The following is a 16,316-nucleotide window of genomic DNA, read 5'->3' as shown; positions in this document are numbered from 1 at the left end:
TTGGTCGCTCACGCCACAGTGAGCACGAGCCGCCCGTCATCGAAGGCGTCTCTCGCAGGCGCCGTTGCCCACCTGAAGCCATCTGCATGGTATGTGCCAGCTGCTCTAAGCGATTCCGTAAGGCCGCCCGTCACTGCGGCTTTCCCTGGGGCTGCATTGTTCCCCTACCCTTTTCATGAAGGTGCCAGTCCTGCGGAGGATGCCTCCCCGATAACCGTTTGCGCAGTCGATAATCGGGGACGTGCGCCGTTTGTGGGCATGGCGTCGGATTATGCAGGCTTCAGGGGCGGTGCTGGACGACAGGAGAAGCTTGCCGTCAGGCTGCCGGGCTGGCATCACCCGGCGCAATGACCGATACGCATTCTCCCGGCATCCGGCCCTTCGGCACCCACGCGCCCAAGGGGCTTGTGGCACGCATCACCAAGCGCACGGTGAACCTCTCGGGCAAAAGCTGGGCGGGGCGGCGTCTCGGCTTCCTGCTGAGGCGACTCGCGATCACGATGCTGCAGGGGCAGCCCCTCGACGTGGAGCGTTTTGGCGCACGGATGCGGCTGCACCCCTACAACAACAATTGTGAGAAGAAGGTGCTGTTCACGCCGCAATTCTTCGATCCCGAAGAACGTGCGCTTCTGGCGTCACGGCTGGAGCCCGGCTGCACCTTCCTCGATATCGGGGCCAATATCGGCGCCTACGCCTTGTCCGTGGCCGCCTTCGCCGGTCCCCGCGCGCGGATCCTTGCCGTGGAACCCCAACCCGACATCTTCGATCGGCTCACCTACAATATTGCCCAGAACCCGTTCGGCACGGTGAAGGCCGTGGCTTGCGCGGTGGCCGATAAGGCCGGTGAACTGACCTTGTTCGTCGATCCGCGCAACCGGGGCGAATCGAGTTTGAAGATTGTCGGCACCAACGAGGGCGCACAGATCCGAGTGCCTGCAGTGACCTTGCTGGGCCTTGCCCAGGGCGAAGGCATCACCCGGATCGATGCGATCAAGCTCGACGTGGAGGGGGCAGAGGACCTGATCTTGGAGCCGTTCTTTCGTGAGGCGCCGGTCTCCCTGCACCCTCGCCTGCTCCTCATCGAGGATGGCACGGCGCAATGGCAGATCAACCTCGTTGGCCTGCTCGAATCGCGCGGCTATCGCCAGATCGCCCGCACGCGGCTGAACCTGATCTTCGAGCTGAGAGGCGCCTGAAGCGATTGTCGCCCACTCGAATGGCTCGAGCTGGCTCACCGCGCGGTCAGGGTGGCGACGGACAAACACTGCCACGCTTGGCCAAGCGGAGTTTTGCGCTCACGATCGACCGCTCAGCGCCATCCACCTACCCTGCCGCCAGAATACCTCACATGGCCTCACGAGCGATAAGGGCGTCTTCAGTGGGCGCGACCGACACCGCCGCTTGAGTACAGTACCCCAAGGCCATTGTAAAAATGCGCCTCTCTCGAGGATCCGGCGACTGCGTCGCCGGAATGCACTCGTAGCAGGAAGCAATGCCTGCCTGTCAGGCGCATGCTGATGCTTTCAGTAAAGTTGCCGTGTAGGAACAGCTAGATAATAAAACTACCGTCCGTCAGGCTCGATGCCACGACATCGTGCAAGATGATTTTCTGCGCAGGGTCTGCAATTCCAGCAAACGTAACTTGCGTATCCTGTCCGCCGTTGATCGCTTTAATTTTAATGTCACTGAAGTTTTTCGCGATGAGTGTTACATTAAGGCGATCGATATCGACTTCGAATTTATAAATGTTGTCTCGGCCGAAATTACTGTCCGTATAGCCGAAAATGGTTTCGCCCGAACCTGCAAACAACTTATCGTTGCCGGCGCCGCCAGTGATACTGTCGTTGCCGTCGCCGGACAAGATCCAATCATTGCCCTGGGTGCCATAGATGATGGTGCTATTTTCCAAAGTCGTCTGAGATACGATGGTTTGACCTTGCGTTACGAACTCGAACGACACATCACCGCCGTTCCGAACGTAGGTCCTTTCGATACTATTGAAGTTGCTGTTTGTGAGTTCGATAACGCCCGTAACAATCAGTACGTCTTTCCCGGTGCCTCCGTCGATGATGACGGGATCCTCGGAAACGACGAGGCGGTCATTGCCACCTAGGCCGTAAAGAGAGTCGTTTCCTCCGTTGCCGATCAAAGTGTTGGCGGCGGCGTTGCCCGTGAGATGGTCTCCATGGGTGCTGCCATTGATCTTGGAGATACTGATCAAGACGTCGCCTTCGGCATCGCCACCTCGATTGACGCCCGTGCTCAGGTTGACGGTGACTCCCGCGGAGGAATGCTCGTAGCTCGCCGTGTCGGTTCCCAAGCTGCCGTTCAAGATGTCAGCGCCAGCGCCTCCTTCCAGCACGTCGTTGCCGCGACGACCGTTGAGCGTGTCGTCTCCGAGCCCTCCAAGAAGACTGTCCGAGCCGGATCCACCGGTCAGGACATCGGCGAAATTTCCGCCCTCGAGTGTCGTTTTTCCAAGGCGGTCGGAGAAGTTGAAATCGTAGCCTCCCGAAAACGCCGTAGCATGGTGCGACAAGCGATCTTCAGAAAAGTAGAATAATGTTGTCCCGTCTCCATCGCTATCGCGAATCACGAGTCGCTCATCGACCCCGACGGAGCGGACATAAATATCTGCTTCCGGATCGTCGTCATACCGTTGCGGAGGAAATACAGTGATGGAATCGTCATCATTGTAACCTGTACCTACCGTGATTTTAATGGTCGGCATGGCGAATCCTAGAATCTATCCAATAAGGATCTCGATCACTAGGTTGAGCGTAGCGGTCAAATTTGAGGTTGCAACTGAAAAAAGAGAGGCAGGTTGTTTTTAAGGCAATAATCGTTGGAGCGGTTCATTTCTGTATTGATGAGACGGTAATCGGTGATAGGGATTTGCGGGTTTGTTCACGGCAGTGCTGACAATGCCCTTGAAAGAAAAGGTACTGTTTGTCTTGCCATGATGGGGCGTTGGGGAAGCTCAAAAGCGGAGATTCCGGTCCAACCCAACCCAGTGAGCTGGTAGCCGGCCCTTGCCGGCGCATGCCGCGAACCATCGGCGCAAGCTCTCGATCTGTCCCTCCTGCGTCGGATCATCCTGGCCGCATCCGGGAACAATCGCGATAGGGGTGAGGGTGCCGAGCCTTTGGTAGGTATGGCGGCTTTCCGGGGCGACTGTCAGATCACCCGGACCGGACGGAGCCGGAACTTCGAGCGGCCGGTCGGCTGGGCACGTTCGCCCATCCCATCGAACCACCTCATCCAGATGTGCCCCGCGTATGTGGGTCTTGAGGAACTCTTTCGTTCGCTCAGGTCCGGCTGGAGCCTTTCTCATCGTCAGGTGCCGCGGCACCTGACGATGGGGTCGAGATTGGGATGGCCGAAGATGTCATCTCGGCTCCCGCACCCCACGTCATGGCCCACCGTCCACTTCGCGGTGGGCCACTGGGAATAGGCTTCCCCGGTGGGAAGCCTACCACCGCTCAGAGCGGGATGTTGTCGTGCTTCTTCCAGGGCTGCTCCATCTCCTTGGTACGGAGCATGCCGAGCGCCCGGGCGATGCGTTTGCGCGTCGAATGGGGCATGATCACCTCGTCGATATAGCCGCGCTCGGCGGCGACGAAGGGCGAGAGGAAGCGGTCCTCGTATTCGCTGGTTCGTGCCGCGATCTTGTCGGTATCGCCGATCTCACTTCGGAAGATGATCTCGACCGCGCCCTTGGCGCCCATGACTGCGATCTGCGCGGTCGGCCAAGCGTAGTTGATGTCGGCACCCACGTGCTTGGAGGCCATTACGTCGTAGGCGCCGCCGAAGGCTTTGCGGGTGATGATCGTCACCAGCGGCACCGTGGCTTGGCTGTAAGCGAAGAGCAGCTTGGCGCCGTGCTTGATGAGACCGCCATATTCCTGGGCGGTGCCCGGCAGGAAGCCCGGCACGTCGACGAAAGTCACGATCGGGATCGAGAACGCATCGCAGAAGCGTACGAAACGCGCGGCTTTGCGGGAGGCATCCGAATCGAGCACGCCGGCCAGCACCATCGGCTGGTTGGCGACGAAACCGACGGTGCGGCCCTCGATGCGGCCGAACCCGGTGATGATGTTGCGCGCATAAGTCGACTGGATTTCGAAGAAGTCGCCTTCGTCGGCCACCCGGCGGATCAACTCGCCCATGTCGTAGGGCTTGTTCGGGTTGTCCGGAATCAGGGTATCGAGGGACTTATCGAGCCGGAGCGGGTCGTCGAAGCTTTCGATCTCCGGCACGCCGTCGATGTTGTTGGCGGGCAGGAAGTCGAGCAAGCGGCGGATCTGAAGGATCGCCTCCACGTCGTTCTCGAACGACCCGTCGGCGATGGAGGACTTGGTGGTGTGGACCTTGGCGCCGCCGAGTTCCTCGGCCGTGACGACCTCGTTGGTCACGGTCTTCACCACGTCCGGGCCCGTGACGAACATGTAGCTCGTGTCACGGACCATGAAGATGAAGTCGGTCATGGCGGGCGAGTAGACGTCGCCGCCCGCGCAGGGGCCCATGATGACGGAGATCTGCGGAATGACGCCGGAAGCGGCGACGTTGCGGCGGAACACCTCGCCGTAGCCGCCCAAAGCGGCGACGCCTTCTTGGATGCGGGCGCCGCCGGCATCGAAGATGCCGATGATCGGGGCGCGCATCTTCAGCGCCATATCTTGGACCTTGACGATCTTGGCGGCATGCGTCTCGGAGAGCGAGCCGCCGAAGACAGTGAAGTCCTTGGAGAAGAGGAACACGGTGCGGCCGTTAATGGTGCCCCAGCCGGTGACCACGCCGTCACCGGGAATCTTCTGCTTTTCCATCCCGAAATCGGTCGAGCGATGCTGCACGAACATGTCGAATTCCTCGAACGACCCATGGTCGAGGAGGAGTTCGATACGCTCTCGTGCCGTCAGTTTGCCGCGCTTGTGCTGGGCCACGACGCGGTTTTCGCCGCCGCCGAGACGGGCTTGAGCGCGCCGCTCTTCCAGCTTCTCGAGAATATCCTTCATGCGTGGTGAGCCTTGAGATGGGTTCGTGGGGGGTGAAGCCGTGCCGTGTCCGACAGCATGGCTTGGCGGTATACTTCAAAAGCGCCTTAGCACGGGGGAAAGGCAGCGAAAATGAATTTAACGAGCCAGGGTTGCCAGCGTCGCTGCGGCCTCGAATTCAGCCTTCCGCAGGGCATGCCGAGCCTCAGCTTCGGCATCGCTACCCCAGACGCTGGCCTGATAGGCCTCGTCCACATGCGCCGCCGCCCAGGCCTCCATTGGAGTGAGATGTCCGCGCAGCGTGGCGAGGGCGATCAGGAGAGAGCCAGTCAAGGTCGTCATCGTGTGGAGCGCGGCCAGCCGGAAAGGCCCTTCGACGGCAGCGATCGCAGCGCGAAGTGCGTTCACCGACGTCTCCGGCTGGGTCACATGCATCACGCCTTCGCTGAGGATCAGGCGTACGCCCAGGGTCTCGTGCGCCCAGTCGATCACGGGGTTCCAGGCACGGGCTTGATCGGCCACGAGACGTTCCGGGTCTCCGGCGCGGTAGGCGACGAGATCCGTCCCTGCATAGGCCGAGAGATCATCGATCACCGCGTCACGGCGGGGAGCGACCCCGTCGATGGCGGTGTTGGCGAGGCGAGTCAGCGGCATGGTCGAGGGGTCGATGAACTCGGCCTGCGCTGCCCATTCTGCGGCGATAGCTTCGCCAAGTGAGCGGGTCGGCAAGGTCAGCGGATTACGGGCCGGTGTATTGGCAGATCGCCCGTCGAGAATCAGGCGAAACCCCTCCTCGCTACCCGCGAGGCCGGCCACTTTGTAGAACCGCTTCGGCAATGCGGGGCGGGTTTGTGCGCGCACGGCCTTGTGCGGATCGTGCACCGGAGGGGCGTCGCCAAGCCAATCGGCAGGATCGTCTGTACTCATGGCGAGAGGTTCTAGCGCATCGTCTCGTAGCCTGCGAGCAGGAAGCCGGCGCGATACTGAATGGCTGTAGCGAACTTTACTCGCGGGTAAGATCCGCAATCGTCATGTCTACAGCGACCGTTCGAAGGCCGCCCGTGAACAGATCTGCCAGCGCGGAAGCGGTTTCGACCACGATCACTGCCCCAGCGCCAAGCAGCGCTCCCGGCGGATGGTAGCCCCAAGCGACACCAATGGCGGCCGCGCCGGCACTCACCGCCATATCCATGTCGTAGGTGGTGTCTCCGATCATCACTGTCGTCTCTGGCGGTGCTCCAACCGCGGCCATGGCCTGATGCAGCATCGCCGGGTCGGGCTTCGATGGCGCGTCGTCGGCAGTCTGGATGGTGGCGAAGACGTCGCCCCAGCCATGGCTTTCTACGAGCCGATCGACACCGCGCCGGGATTTCCCCGTGGCGAGTCCGAGGCGCAGGTCGTCTCGGGCATGCAGACGTTCGATCAGATCGCCCATTCCGGGGAACAGTGGCTCTTCATAGGCCGGATCCAGGCGCAAGGTATTGAAGGCCCGCTTGTAGCTCTCGGACAGGCCTTCCACAGGCCCATCCTCGCCTACGAGACGCCGGAAAGCTTGCGGCAGTGAAAGGCCGACGACAGAAAGAGAGACTGATCGCGAGGGTGGAACGATGCCGTGCTCGGCGAAGGCCATGCCTTGGGCCGCAACGATGAGGTGCTGGCTATCAACCAGCGTACCGTCGACGTCGAAGACGACGAGCTTCACGGAAGGGTCCTGCATGGCCGCATTACGGCTGACGCCCTGGCTGCAGTTGTTGCGCCGCTGCCTGGCCTGGCTTCTGGCGTTCGTAGCCGAGCTTGCAGCGGATCAGAAAGCGCCGCCGGACCCCGCCGCGCAGGCCGCGCGCGTGCGAAAGCCGGTTGCAACTGGCATAGGACCGCCGCCTGCGTTCGCCCGCCCGCGCCTGTGATCCATGGCGGCCGACGGCGGGAGGTGGCGGAGCTGGGTTCTGCGTTGCCGGAGCGGGAACCGCTTTTACCGCGGGACTTGGCGGGGTCTGTTGTGGACCCGCCGCCTGCGCGGCAGCCTCGGCGGTCAGCGACGCTGATCCGAAGCACACGAACAGGCCGATCAAGGCGGTGCTGGCCATGGTCGCGAACGTCATCGGCATTGTTTCTCGCTGCAACGACGGGTGTGGTCGACCACAAGGATAAGGCATGGCGCCCAATTGCCAAGGCGCATACGTGGACGCTTTCCGCCGATGCGGCCAAAGCGGATCACGCTTCCGGCGCCTCGACGATGGGATCGTAGCGCGAGGCGTCGAAGCCCAGAAGGTTCCAGCTCTGCGCCATATGCGGCGGTAGAGGCGCCGTGACGTCAACCGGCTTCAACGTGCGCGGATGCGGAATGACGATCCGACGCGCCAGGAGGTGCAGCCGGTTCTGGATGCCTCCCGGCAACGCCCAGTTCTCGACGCTGAAATATTTCGGATCACCGACGATGGGGTGGCCGATATGCGCGGCATGGGCTCGGAGCTGGTGCGTACGCCCAGTTACGGGCTTCAGCGAGAGCCAGGACAGCTTCTGCGCCGCGTTGTCGACCATCGCGTAGTAGGTGAGCGCGTGGGCCGCGCCGTCGTCGCCGTGCTGGGCGACCCGCATCCGGGCATCGCCGTCGGGGGCTTCCTCCTTGGCGAGATAGGTCGAGATCCGGCCTTGGGGCACGCGTGGGACACCGGCGGTGAGCGCCCAGTAGACCTTGCGGGCGGACCGCGAGCGGAAGCTCTTGGCGAGGGTCGCTGCCGCCAGACGAGTCTTGGCGACGATGAGGCAGCCCGCAGTGTCCTTGTCGAGGCGATGAACGAGGCGCGGCTTTTGCCCGTCCGGCCCGGTCAACGCCTCGAGAAGCCCGTCCACATGGCGTACCGTGCCGGAGCCACCCTGGACCGCGAGGCCGAAAGGCTTGTTCAGCACCATCATGTCCGCATCCTCGTAGAGGATCAGCGAGCGTAGGAAGTCGGCATCGGTGGCGTCACGCGCGACACTGCGCGGTCGTTCCGCCACCGGGTCGAGCTTGAGGGGGGGCACGCGCACGCTCATGCCCGGCAGGAGCCGGTCGTTCGGCTTGGCGCGCTTACCGTCCACACGCAGCTCACCCTTGCGGACGATGCTTTGAACACGGGTGAAGGGTAGCTGCGGGAAACGCGTCGTGAGGAAGCGGTCGATCCGCATTTCGGCTTCGTCTTCCTCGACGATCAGTGTCTGTACGCCGGAGGCCAAAGTCGCGGAGGCGGCGGCGCGCTGTTCGCGCCGGGTCGGTCCTTCGACCACTGGTTCCGGGGACTTGGTGCCAGCGCGGCGCGGACGCGGCGCGTCCAATGATTTCTCCACGACCTCATTGCGAGGCGCCCGCGTCCGAGGCGCACGGGCCACCGGGATTTCGTCATCGGACGGCGTCTCCGGGGCATCGCCGGGGCGCCAGGGCGCGCGCTTGTCGGCCTCGCCGCGCAACTGCGCCGCGCGATGGGCGGCGTCGAGGGCGCTGGTGCGCGGGCCGGTGCCTTCGCGGTCTGGCCTGCGGAACGCGCCGGGCTTGCCGGGACGGTAAGGCTTGCCGCCGCTGCCGGGCGGCCTGCCTTTGCCGGCGCCGGAACCTTTACGTCCGGCATTGCCGCGTGATGGTGGTCTGGTGGTCATCGCGTGCTCGTAACACCCTCGCCCCTCTGGGCAAAGCGCTTCGAGGATGGGGCGCTTCGAGAACGCGACGTTGCATGAACCGCAGTTCAGGCGGCGCGGCGGCCCGCCTCGATGGTCAGCCCGGTCCCGACGGAGCCGAACGTATCACCGTCCACAACTCTGGCATTCGGGACGCCCGCCACCAATGCGGCACGGACATGCGGCAGGCCCGTGGACCCGCCGGTCAGGAACAGGGCGTCGATGCCCTCGGCCGGCAAGCCCGCCTGATTCAGGCAGCGCCCGATCCTCTCGGCGATTCGCCGAGAGAGCTCTTCCGTCTGCGCCACGAGGCCGGCATGGTCGAGGTTGGCGGCGAGACCCGGCTCGACCCAGCCGAGCGCGACGCCGCCCTGGCCGGCATCCGAGGCAGCGATCTTGGCGCCCTCGACTTCCATCGCCAGGGAATGCCCGCGTTCGGCTTCCACCACGGTGTAGAGCCGAGCGATCAGGTCCGGCCGGCGCGCGTCGCGACGGACCTCCTCGATCTCGCGGAGGGTCTTGGCATTGTAGAGCCGGTTGATGCTCGACCAGGTGGCGAGGTCGTGGAAATACCCGCTCGGCACGTCGAGGTCGCCTCGGTTCATCGGGCTGCCGAGCCCGAAGAGCGGCATTACCGTGCCGAGGCTGAGCCGCCGGTCGAAATCGGTACCGCCGATGCGTACGCCGTCATTGGCGAGGATATCGCCGGACCGGTCGACCTTGGTATGGCGCTCCGGTGAGAGCCGGACGATGGAAAAATCCGAGGTGCCGCCGCCGATATCAGCGATGAGCGCGATCTCCTCCCCCGTCACCTGCTGCTCGTAATCGAGCGCCGCCGCGATGGGTTCGTATTGGAACGAGACGTGGCGGAAGCCGATGCTCTGGGCGATCTCGCGCAGGGCATCCTCCGCGCGGGCGTCACCCTCCGGGTCGCCATCGACGAAGTGGACCGGGCGGCCGTGCACCACAGTATCGATGGCTGTTCCCGCCTGCGCCTCGGCGCGCGTCTTCACAGCGAAGAGGTAGCGAGCGATGACGTCGCGGAAGCGGATTCGCTCACGCCCGACTGGCGTCGTCTCCTCGAGTAGCGAGGATCCGAGCACTGACTTCAGGCTGCGCATCAGCCGCCCCGGCGTGCCCTCGACGTACTCCGCCATGGCCGCGCGGCCGACGAGGGGCGTCCCACCCGGCGGGAAAAAGATCGCGCTGGGAATTGTCACGTGGTCACCCTCCAGTCGCAGCAGGGCGGGCCGTCCCTCGGTCACAAGGCCGAGCGTGGTGTTGGACGTGCCGAAATCGAGGCCACAGGCCGCCATGTAGGATCTCCGGACGCTGGTCCGCTGGAATGGGGGGCCGTCGACCTACAGGCTGGGCCCGTCCCGGTCCACCGGTCTCAGCGCTCGAAATCGCCTGCCCGGCTCGCCTTCAGCGCAGGGCTCCCGCCGGTGAGCCGTCGCTTGAGCCGCACGATTGCCTCTCGCTGCAACTCGCTGGCGGCGGAATGGGCATTGGCGACCTGTGAAAGCATGTCGATGAAATGCAGACGCTCGGCCGCGGTCAGGTTGTCCCGCAGCAGGGGCAGCATTTCGTCTGCCACGAGGGAGAACGGTCGTCGTGCCTCGGTGTAGGTCCACGCTCGCTCGAACGTGGCCGAGATAGTATCGATCTGGAGCGGAGAATCCATGAATTCCAGGATCTTGGTCTTCTCGGCGGCGGTGACGGGGCTACCCGTGCGCACCAATTGGATCATCAGGATCACCGCCGCGAGCCTGACGTCCCGCACTCGCTTCAGCGGTGTGCCGATGATGTCCTCCAGGGTCGATTTCGCCCGACGCTGAAGGCCCTTCGTGTCACGATTGACCTCCCTCAGCGCCGTCGCGGTGCCGTGCGCGCGGATGATCCAGAACAGGACGGCACCCACGATCCCGATCACTGCGACGATGACGACCATTCAAGCGAACCTTTCCCCGGATCCGATCCGGCTCGGACGATTGTTTCGGCTGTGAGCATAGCGCCATGGCGGCAGCGGCAAACCCCGAGGGACGTCCGACCCCGCGAAGGATCGCCACGCAGCAACCGATTCGCAACCAGCCGATGCGAGCGTTCAGCCTTCCCCGAGATAGCGGTGGCGCAGGTGGCGCATGTAGTCTTCTGCGCCCAGGGGCTTGCCGGTGGTGGCAACGAGCAACTCGTCCGTCTCCAGGAAACTGCCGCGTCCGTGCACGTTCTCGCCGAGCCAGCCGCGCATGGCGGTAAAATCGCCCTCGGCCAGATCGGCTTGGATTCCGGGCAGGTCCTCACAAGCGGCGCGGAAGAACTGCGCCGCCGCCATGGCGCCTAGGGTATAAGTCGGGAAATATCCGAAACTGCCCCCGGGCCAGTGGATGTCCTGCAGGCAGCCGAGCCGGTCGCTCGGTACCGCGAGACCAAGTAGCGAGCGCATGCCTTCATTGAATGCGCCCGGCAGATCGGTGATTGCGAGATCACCGGCGATCATCGCGGTTTCGAGATCGTAGCGGAGGAGTATGTGAGCCGGATAGGTCACTTCGTCGGCATCGACTCGGATCAGGCCCGGCTCAACTCGTGTGTAGAGGCGGTGCAAGTTGTCGGCATCCCAGGCGCTTCCCTGCCCGCCGAACGCCTCGCGCAGCCGAGGTGCCAGGTAAGCGCAGAACTCGGCTGAGCGGCAGGCCTGCATCTCGATCAGCAGCGACTGGCTTTCATGCATGCTCATCCCCCGGGCGTTCCCCACGGGCTGGTGGAGCCATGTGGCCGGCCGGCCCTGCTCGTAGAGCGCGTGGCCGGTCTCGTGCAGCACGCCCATCAGGGCGCGGGTGGCATCGGTCTCGTCGTAGCGCGTGGTGATGCGCACATCGTTGGTGGCGCCGCCGCAGAATGGATGCAGGCTGATATCGAGCCGTCCGCGATGAAAGTCGAACCCGGCGGCGCGCATCAGCGTCAATCCCAGGGCCTTCTGCGCCTCCACCGGAAACGGCCCGGGAAGCGGGATCGGTGTCGGCAGTGAAGCCTGACGATCGCGGATCACTTCAATCAATCCCGGCAGGATCGCGCGAAGCTCGGCGAAGAGCGGATCAATCGCCGCCTGGCGCATGCCGGGATCGTAACCGTCGAGGAGGGCATCGTAGGGAGCAAGCCCCAGGGCCGCGCCCTTCGCCTCCCCGACCTCCCGCTGCAGCCGCAGGGTCTCGGCGAGATGAGGCGCCAGCATCGCGAAATCGGATCCTGCCCGCGCTTCCCGCCATACCATTTCGGAGTGGGACGAAGCTTTGGAGCTCGCGGCGACGAGATCGCCCGGCACGGCGGACGCATGATGATAGGCTCGTCGCATCTCGCGCAGATTAGCGCGCTCCCACGTCCCGAGGCCGGTCTCGTCGTCTGAGGCCTCCGCAATCAGGTCGCCGGTCTCGGCGGCGGTGAGAATCTCGTGGGCGATGACCCGCAACTGCGCAATCTGTTCTGCCCGACCCTCTGCGGCGCCGTCCGGCATGAATGTCTGGGCGTCCCAGCCCAGGATGCCGGCCGCATCGTCGATGGCCCCGATGCGAGCGAAGCGGGTGGCGAGGCTCTGATAGGCATTCGCAGTCATGGTTGGCCTTCCTGCTTGACGGAGCGCCGCCCTAACACCGGACGTCGCGGTCAGCGTTCCTCATCACGACGTTGCTTTCGCAAGGCCTCCCAATGGGCAAGGCGGTCGCCGTAGCGGGTTTCCATGCCACGGTCGGTGGGCTCATAGAAATACTGGCGGCCCAGCGCCTCGGGCCAATAATCCTGGCCCGAGAACGCATCCGGCTCATCATGGTCGTAGCGGTAGCCCTCGCCATAGCCGATCTTGCGCATCAGCTTGGTGGAGCCGTTGAGGATGGTCCGGGGCGGCGGCAGTGAGCCGTGCTCCTTAGCCACTCGCGTCGCCGCCTTGTAGGCATTGTAGACCGCGTTCGATTTCGGCGCGCAGGCGAGGTAGACGGTGATCTGGGCGAGCGCCAATTCCCCTTCCGGCGAGCCAAGGAAATCGAATGCGTCCTTAGCGGCAGTTGCGACGACGAGGGCCTGGGGGTCGGCGAGGCCGATATCCTCCACGGCCATGCGCACGAGGCGCCTTGCGATGAAAAGCCTGTCCTCCCCTCCGTCGAGCATGCGGCAGAGATAATAGAGCGCCGCATCGGGGTCGGAACCACGCACAGTCTTATGCAGTGCGCTGATGAGGTTGTAGTGCCCCTCCTGGCTCTTGTCGTAGATCGGCGCCCGGCGCTGGACGATCTCCTGCAAGGTGGCAGCGTCGAAGATCTCGTCTCGCTTGGCAGAGCGCCAGACCTCTTCCGCCAGGGTGAGGCAGGCCCGTCCGTCACCGTCGGCCATGCGGACGAGGACGCCGCGCGCATCTTCGTCCAGTGGCAGCGAACGCCCCGTCAATTCCTCTGCCCGGACCAGTAGCTTGGCAATGGCGACGTCGTCGAGCGAGCGGAACAGCAGGACGCGGGCGCGCGAGAGAAGCGCTGCGTTGAGTTCGAAGGAAGGGTTTTCGGTAGTGGCGCCAACGAGCGTCACGGTTCCGTCTTCCATGACGGGAAGGAAAGCGTCAAGCTGAGCCCGATTGAAGCGGTGGATCTCATCCACGAAGAGCAACGTCCCCTGACCCATCGCCCTGCGCTGGCGCGCCGCCTCGAAGACCTTTTTCAGATCGGCGATGCCGGAAAAGATCGCCGAGATCTGTTCGAACTTCAGGTCAGTCTCGTGGGCCAGAAGGCGGGCCACCGTGGTCTTGCCGGTACCCGGCGGCCCCCAGAATACCAGGGAGCCGAAGGATTTGCCGTTCAGGAGCCGGGTCAGCGATCCGTCCGGTCCGGTGAGGTGCTCTTGTCCCACCACCTCGGCGAGGGAGCGTGGACGCAAACGGTCCGCAAGCGGGCGAGGCGCATCGTTCTGCAGACCGGCGGAGGCGAAGAGATCGGACATCGACGCATAGAAGACGCGGGCTGCGCCATCCCGCAATCTGCAAATGACCTCGTCCCCGCGTTTCGGTGGACTTGCCGACCTGCCTTGCAGTTAGGATGCCGAGCAAAGACCGGATCGGCGCCTCGCACGTCTTCCTCATATGGGCATCCAGCGAATCACACGCGATCCCGGCCTCCTATGACCAACGTTTAATTCGCCAGGGCACGCCTCCGGAGCCCGGTGCCGGAGGATACCGGCTGCGTGGACTGAATGAGGCCTCTAGCCTCCGAACACCGAGGTCAACACTGTGCCGCCGCGATTAATCGTAATCTCCCAAATGCCGGGATTGGTCCGGATCAGGCGCTCGAGATCTTTCGTGGCGGTCACTGGGGCTCCGTTGATCGCCACGACCACGTCTCCGACCTGGAGTCCGTTGCGAGCCGCGATGGACCCTTCCTCTACGGACGAGACCGCTACTCCCTCGGAGGCGAAATCCTTCTGCAATTCTTCCGCGACGGCCGGCGAAGTGTTGACCAGGGTGGCGCCGAACATGGGCGAGCGAGTGCGCAGCTTCACCGCCTCGCGTGGTCGTGTCTCTGGAGCCGAGGCGAGTTTGACCGAAATCGTGGAGCGGGAGGTGCCGCGCAGGATGCCGAACTTGGCACTTCCGCTGATTCCCTTCAGGGCAAAGCGGTAACCAAAGGCTTCCGGATCATCGACGACTTTGTCGTCCACCGTGAGGATCAGGTCACCGCGCTTCAGCCCGGCCTCTTCGGCCGGGCTTTTCGGCTGCAGGCTCGCCACCAAGACTCCGGTCGGATGGTCGAGGCCCATGCTCTCGGCGATGTCCGGTGTCACGTTCTGCACCCGCGCCCCAAGCCACGGGCGGCGTACCGTCGTGGCACCACCCTTGGCTGTCTCGACCACGGCGCGAACCATGCTTGTCGGGATGGCAAAGCCGATGCCGTGGCTTCCACCGGATTGTGAGTAGATCGCCGTATTGATGCCGACGAGCTGCCCTTGCAGGTCAACGAGAGCGCCGCCGGAATTGCCCGGGTTGATCGCCGCATCGGTCTGAATGAAGAATTGGTAGTCCGAAGACCCGACCTGGGTACGCGCCACCGCCGAGACGATGCCCTGCGTCACTGTCTGGCCGACGCCGAACGGGTTGCCGATCGCCATCACGAAGTCGCCGACCTCCAGCGCCTCGGAATCCCCCATCGGCATCGGGACGAGTCCGCCAACGGGACTCTTGATCTTGATGACGGCAAGGTCAGTGCGGGGATCGCGCAAGACGATACTGGCCTCGAACTCCCTTCGGTCGGAGAGCGAGACACGAACCTCATTCATGTTATCGATGACGTGGTTGTTGGTGATGACGAGCCCAGATTCATCCACGATGACGCCGGACCCCAAGGATTTCTGTGCCCGCTCGCCCGGCATGCCCTGGCCACGACCAGAGCCTTGCTCGCCGAAGAACCGGCGCATGAACTCGTCCATGGCGCTACGCGACGTGCCCCGTTGCTCCACATGCGACGCGTAGACATTGACCACCGAGGGAGCGGCTCGCTTCACCACCGGCGCGAAAGAAAGATGGACTTCGCCCTTCGAGCCGGGAACGATCTTGGCCGGAACGTGCGTTTCCGGCGTCTTCATCATCTGCGCTTGAGCGTTTGGCGAGACGACGATGGACGCCGTGACGAGGCAGGCGAGCAGCGGCCGATGAATCATCGCGATCTCCCGGATGGTAGGCGCAGACAGCGGAGCCGCTGCGGAATCCGAGATATCTAGACGCGCCGGGGCGTCAGCGCGAGGGGTGTCCGGGGCGTCGAAGCGTGTCGGCGATGCGGCCCGCGCGGCGGGCAAGACTCGCAATGCAGCTGAGAGAGGCGTCGGCTGCCCGTTGCATTTCATTCACTTGGAGACGGAGAGCATCAGCGGGGCTCTTTGCAGCCGATAAGGCACGCCAATGCGCAAGAGTGGCAATGCTCTCGTTGCGGACATAGGTCGCCAACGTATCGTTGGCGGCGGTTATTTCCTTCAATGCCGAGGGGGCCTCAATGGTTGGCGACTGCGCGGCAAGATCTTTCGCCGAGGCGATCGCACTCTCAATCTCGGCAGGCAGGAGAGATGCGAGTTCCGCCTCGTGCTCCGTTCGCGCCTCGCCATCGCCGGCATGTCCTGGCGCATCATCTTGCGCGGCGTTGGATACGTTTACGGCGGCAGGCGCGTGGACTTCGGATGCCCCATCCTCCGCGAGCGTCTCTGCTATGCCGGAATGGAGCTCCGTCACAGACTGTCCGGCCGTCAAAGCATCTGAAGACACGGTCTCCAACAGGGGCGCGATGACCGGGGTAGAGCCGTCAGGCAGAGATGCCCCGACCAAGGCAGAATCGATACTCGACGATTGATAGGTCGGAGCAACCTCGAGCGACTTCGTTACGATATCCGGCGCTTCGGCTGTCGTCGGAGCGGCGTCCGCATTGGCAGGCCGGGTCGATCGATTGGCTTTACTTTTGGGGCGCTCTACGGAGCGTGCTGGTCGGCGTATTGCCATGATTCGCGTCCCCTTCATCCATCGTCGGACATGCATCGCCAGGTACCGGTCGGCACCCTCCGCGGTTCATGCCGGAACTCCAGTTGGACCGCATTTACTGCGCCGACACCATACCGCTTCTCCGGTTTGCGCGCGAACCGGCAATCGGCCAGTCCGCGCAT

Annotated in this window: 13 protein-coding genes; 1 reads left to right on the top strand and 12 read right to left on the bottom strand. The window is 63.8% G+C overall.

Features of this window, described 5'->3' with window-relative positions:
• The first annotated feature begins 347 nt into the window (after positions 1-347).
• The gene (locus ASF32_RS16260; RefSeq protein ID WP_056430417.1) at positions 348-1,196 is read left to right on the top strand and encodes an FkbM family methyltransferase; all 849 of its coding nucleotides are present in this window, start codon (positions 348-350) and stop codon (positions 1,194-1,196) included.
• Positions 1,197-1,549: 353 nt separating this feature from the next.
• On the opposite strand, the gene ASF32_RS16255 is transcribed toward ASF32_RS16260, so the two are convergent.
• The 12 genes from ASF32_RS16255 to ASF32_RS25460 form a co-directional block, all read right to left on the bottom strand.
• Positions 1,550-2,731, bottom strand: coding sequence for a calcium-binding protein (locus ASF32_RS16255; RefSeq protein WP_056430413.1), 1,182 nt, complete (start codon positions 2,729-2,731; stop codon positions 1,550-1,552).
• Between the two features lie 751 nt (positions 2,732-3,482).
• On the bottom strand, positions 3,483-5,015 hold the full coding sequence (locus tag ASF32_RS16250) for an acyl-CoA carboxylase subunit beta (RefSeq protein ID WP_056430411.1): 1,533 nt from the start codon (positions 5,013-5,015) through the stop codon (positions 3,483-3,485).
• Positions 5,016-5,132: 117 nt separating this feature from the next.
• Positions 5,133-5,921 (bottom strand): ATP12 family protein, encoded by a 789-nt coding sequence (locus ASF32_RS16245; protein WP_056430409.1) that lies wholly within the window; start codon positions 5,919-5,921, stop codon positions 5,133-5,135.
• Positions 5,922-5,997: 76 nt separating this feature from the next.
• Positions 5,998-6,711 (bottom strand): HAD-IA family hydrolase, encoded by a 714-nt coding sequence (locus ASF32_RS16240; RefSeq protein ID WP_056430406.1) that lies wholly within the window; start codon positions 6,709-6,711, stop codon positions 5,998-6,000.
• A gap of 7 nt (positions 6,712-6,718) precedes the next feature.
• Positions 6,719-7,102, bottom strand: coding sequence for a hypothetical protein (locus ASF32_RS24670; RefSeq protein WP_082470490.1), 384 nt, complete (start codon positions 7,100-7,102; stop codon positions 6,719-6,721).
• A 106-nt stretch (positions 7,103-7,208) separates the two neighbouring features.
• Entirely contained in the window at positions 7,209-8,627 is a 1,419-nt protein-coding gene (locus ASF32_RS16235) for an RluA family pseudouridine synthase (protein ID WP_056430403.1), read from the bottom strand.
• Between the two features lie 86 nt (positions 8,628-8,713).
• On the bottom strand, positions 8,714-9,961 hold the full coding sequence (locus ASF32_RS16230; RefSeq protein ID WP_056430400.1) for an Hsp70 family protein: 1,248 nt from the start codon (positions 9,959-9,961) through the stop codon (positions 8,714-8,716).
• Positions 9,962-10,038: 77 nt separating this feature from the next.
• Positions 10,039-10,596: a TerB family tellurite resistance protein gene (locus ASF32_RS16225; protein WP_056430397.1), complete on the bottom strand. Its 558-nt coding sequence runs from the start codon at positions 10,594-10,596 to the stop codon at positions 10,039-10,041.
• A gap of 153 nt (positions 10,597-10,749) precedes the next feature.
• Positions 10,750-12,252 carry a carboxypeptidase M32 gene (locus ASF32_RS16220; RefSeq protein ID WP_056430394.1) on the bottom strand — a complete coding sequence of 501 codons (1,503 nt, stop codon included), beginning with the start codon at positions 12,250-12,252 and terminating at the stop codon, positions 10,750-10,752.
• A 50-nt stretch (positions 12,253-12,302) separates the two neighbouring features.
• Positions 12,303-13,619 (bottom strand): replication-associated recombination protein A, encoded by a 1,317-nt coding sequence (locus ASF32_RS16215; RefSeq protein WP_056430586.1) that lies wholly within the window; start codon positions 13,617-13,619, stop codon positions 12,303-12,305.
• Positions 13,620-13,877: 258 nt separating this feature from the next.
• Positions 13,878-15,329 carry a DegQ family serine endoprotease gene (locus tag ASF32_RS16210; RefSeq protein WP_056430390.1) on the bottom strand — a complete coding sequence of 484 codons (1,452 nt, stop codon included), beginning with the start codon at positions 15,327-15,329 and terminating at the stop codon, positions 13,878-13,880.
• A gap of 73 nt (positions 15,330-15,402) precedes the next feature.
• Positions 15,403-16,173 carry a hypothetical protein gene (locus ASF32_RS25460; protein WP_156467847.1) on the bottom strand — a complete coding sequence of 257 codons (771 nt, stop codon included), beginning with the start codon at positions 16,171-16,173 and terminating at the stop codon, positions 15,403-15,405.
• Between the last annotated feature and the right edge of the window lie 143 nt (positions 16,174-16,316).

It is taken from the genome of Methylobacterium sp. Leaf91 (assembly GCF_001422815.1).
In the GTDB taxonomy this organism is placed as follows: Bacteria; Pseudomonadota; Alphaproteobacteria; order Rhizobiales; family Beijerinckiaceae; genus Methylobacterium.
The sequence above is the reverse complement of the archived record's forward strand: the minus strand, read 5'-3'. Positions and strand labels throughout refer to the sequence as shown.

What these genes read in the sequence shown, in the direction of transcription:
- ASF32_RS16210 (WP_056430390.1), bottom strand. Translation starts at nt 15,329, where the DNA reads ATGATTCATCGGCCGCTGCTCGCCTGCCTCGTCACGGCGTCCATCGTC.
- ASF32_RS16245 (WP_056430409.1), bottom strand. Translation starts at nt 5,921, where the DNA reads ATGAGTACAGACGATCCTGCCGATTGGCTTGGCGACGCCCCTCCGGTG.
- ASF32_RS16240 (WP_056430406.1), bottom strand. Translation starts at nt 6,711, where the DNA reads ATGCAGGACCCTTCCGTGAAGCTCGTCGTCTTCGACGTCGACGGTACG.
- ASF32_RS16215 (WP_056430586.1), bottom strand. Translation starts at nt 13,619, where the DNA reads ATGTCCGATCTCTTCGCCTCCGCCGGTCTGCAGAACGATGCGCCTCGC.
- ASF32_RS16230 (WP_056430400.1), bottom strand. Translation starts at nt 9,961, where the DNA reads ATGGCGGCCTGTGGCCTCGATTTCGGCACGTCCAACACCACGCTCGGC.
- ASF32_RS16235 (WP_056430403.1), bottom strand. Translation starts at nt 8,627, where the DNA reads ATGACCACCAGACCACCATCACGCGGCAATGCCGGACGTAAAGGTTCC.
- ASF32_RS24670 (WP_082470490.1), bottom strand. Translation starts at nt 7,102, where the DNA reads ATGCCGATGACGTTCGCGACCATGGCCAGCACCGCCTTGATCGGCCTG.
- ASF32_RS16260 (WP_056430417.1), top strand. Translation starts at nt 348, where the DNA reads ATGACCGATACGCATTCTCCCGGCATCCGGCCCTTCGGCACCCACGCG.
- ASF32_RS16255 (WP_056430413.1), bottom strand. Translation starts at nt 2,731, where the DNA reads ATGCCGACCATTAAAATCACGGTAGGTACAGGTTACAATGATGACGAT.
- ASF32_RS16225 (WP_056430397.1), bottom strand. Translation starts at nt 10,596, where the DNA reads ATGGTCGTCATCGTCGCAGTGATCGGGATCGTGGGTGCCGTCCTGTTC.
- ASF32_RS16220 (WP_056430394.1), bottom strand. Translation starts at nt 12,252, where the DNA reads ATGACTGCGAATGCCTATCAGAGCCTCGCCACCCGCTTCGCTCGCATC.
- ASF32_RS16250 (WP_056430411.1), bottom strand. Translation starts at nt 5,015, where the DNA reads ATGAAGGATATTCTCGAGAAGCTGGAAGAGCGGCGCGCTCAAGCCCGT.
- ASF32_RS25460 (WP_156467847.1), bottom strand. Translation starts at nt 16,173, where the DNA reads ATGAAGGGGACGCGAATCATGGCAATACGCCGACCAGCACGCTCCGTA.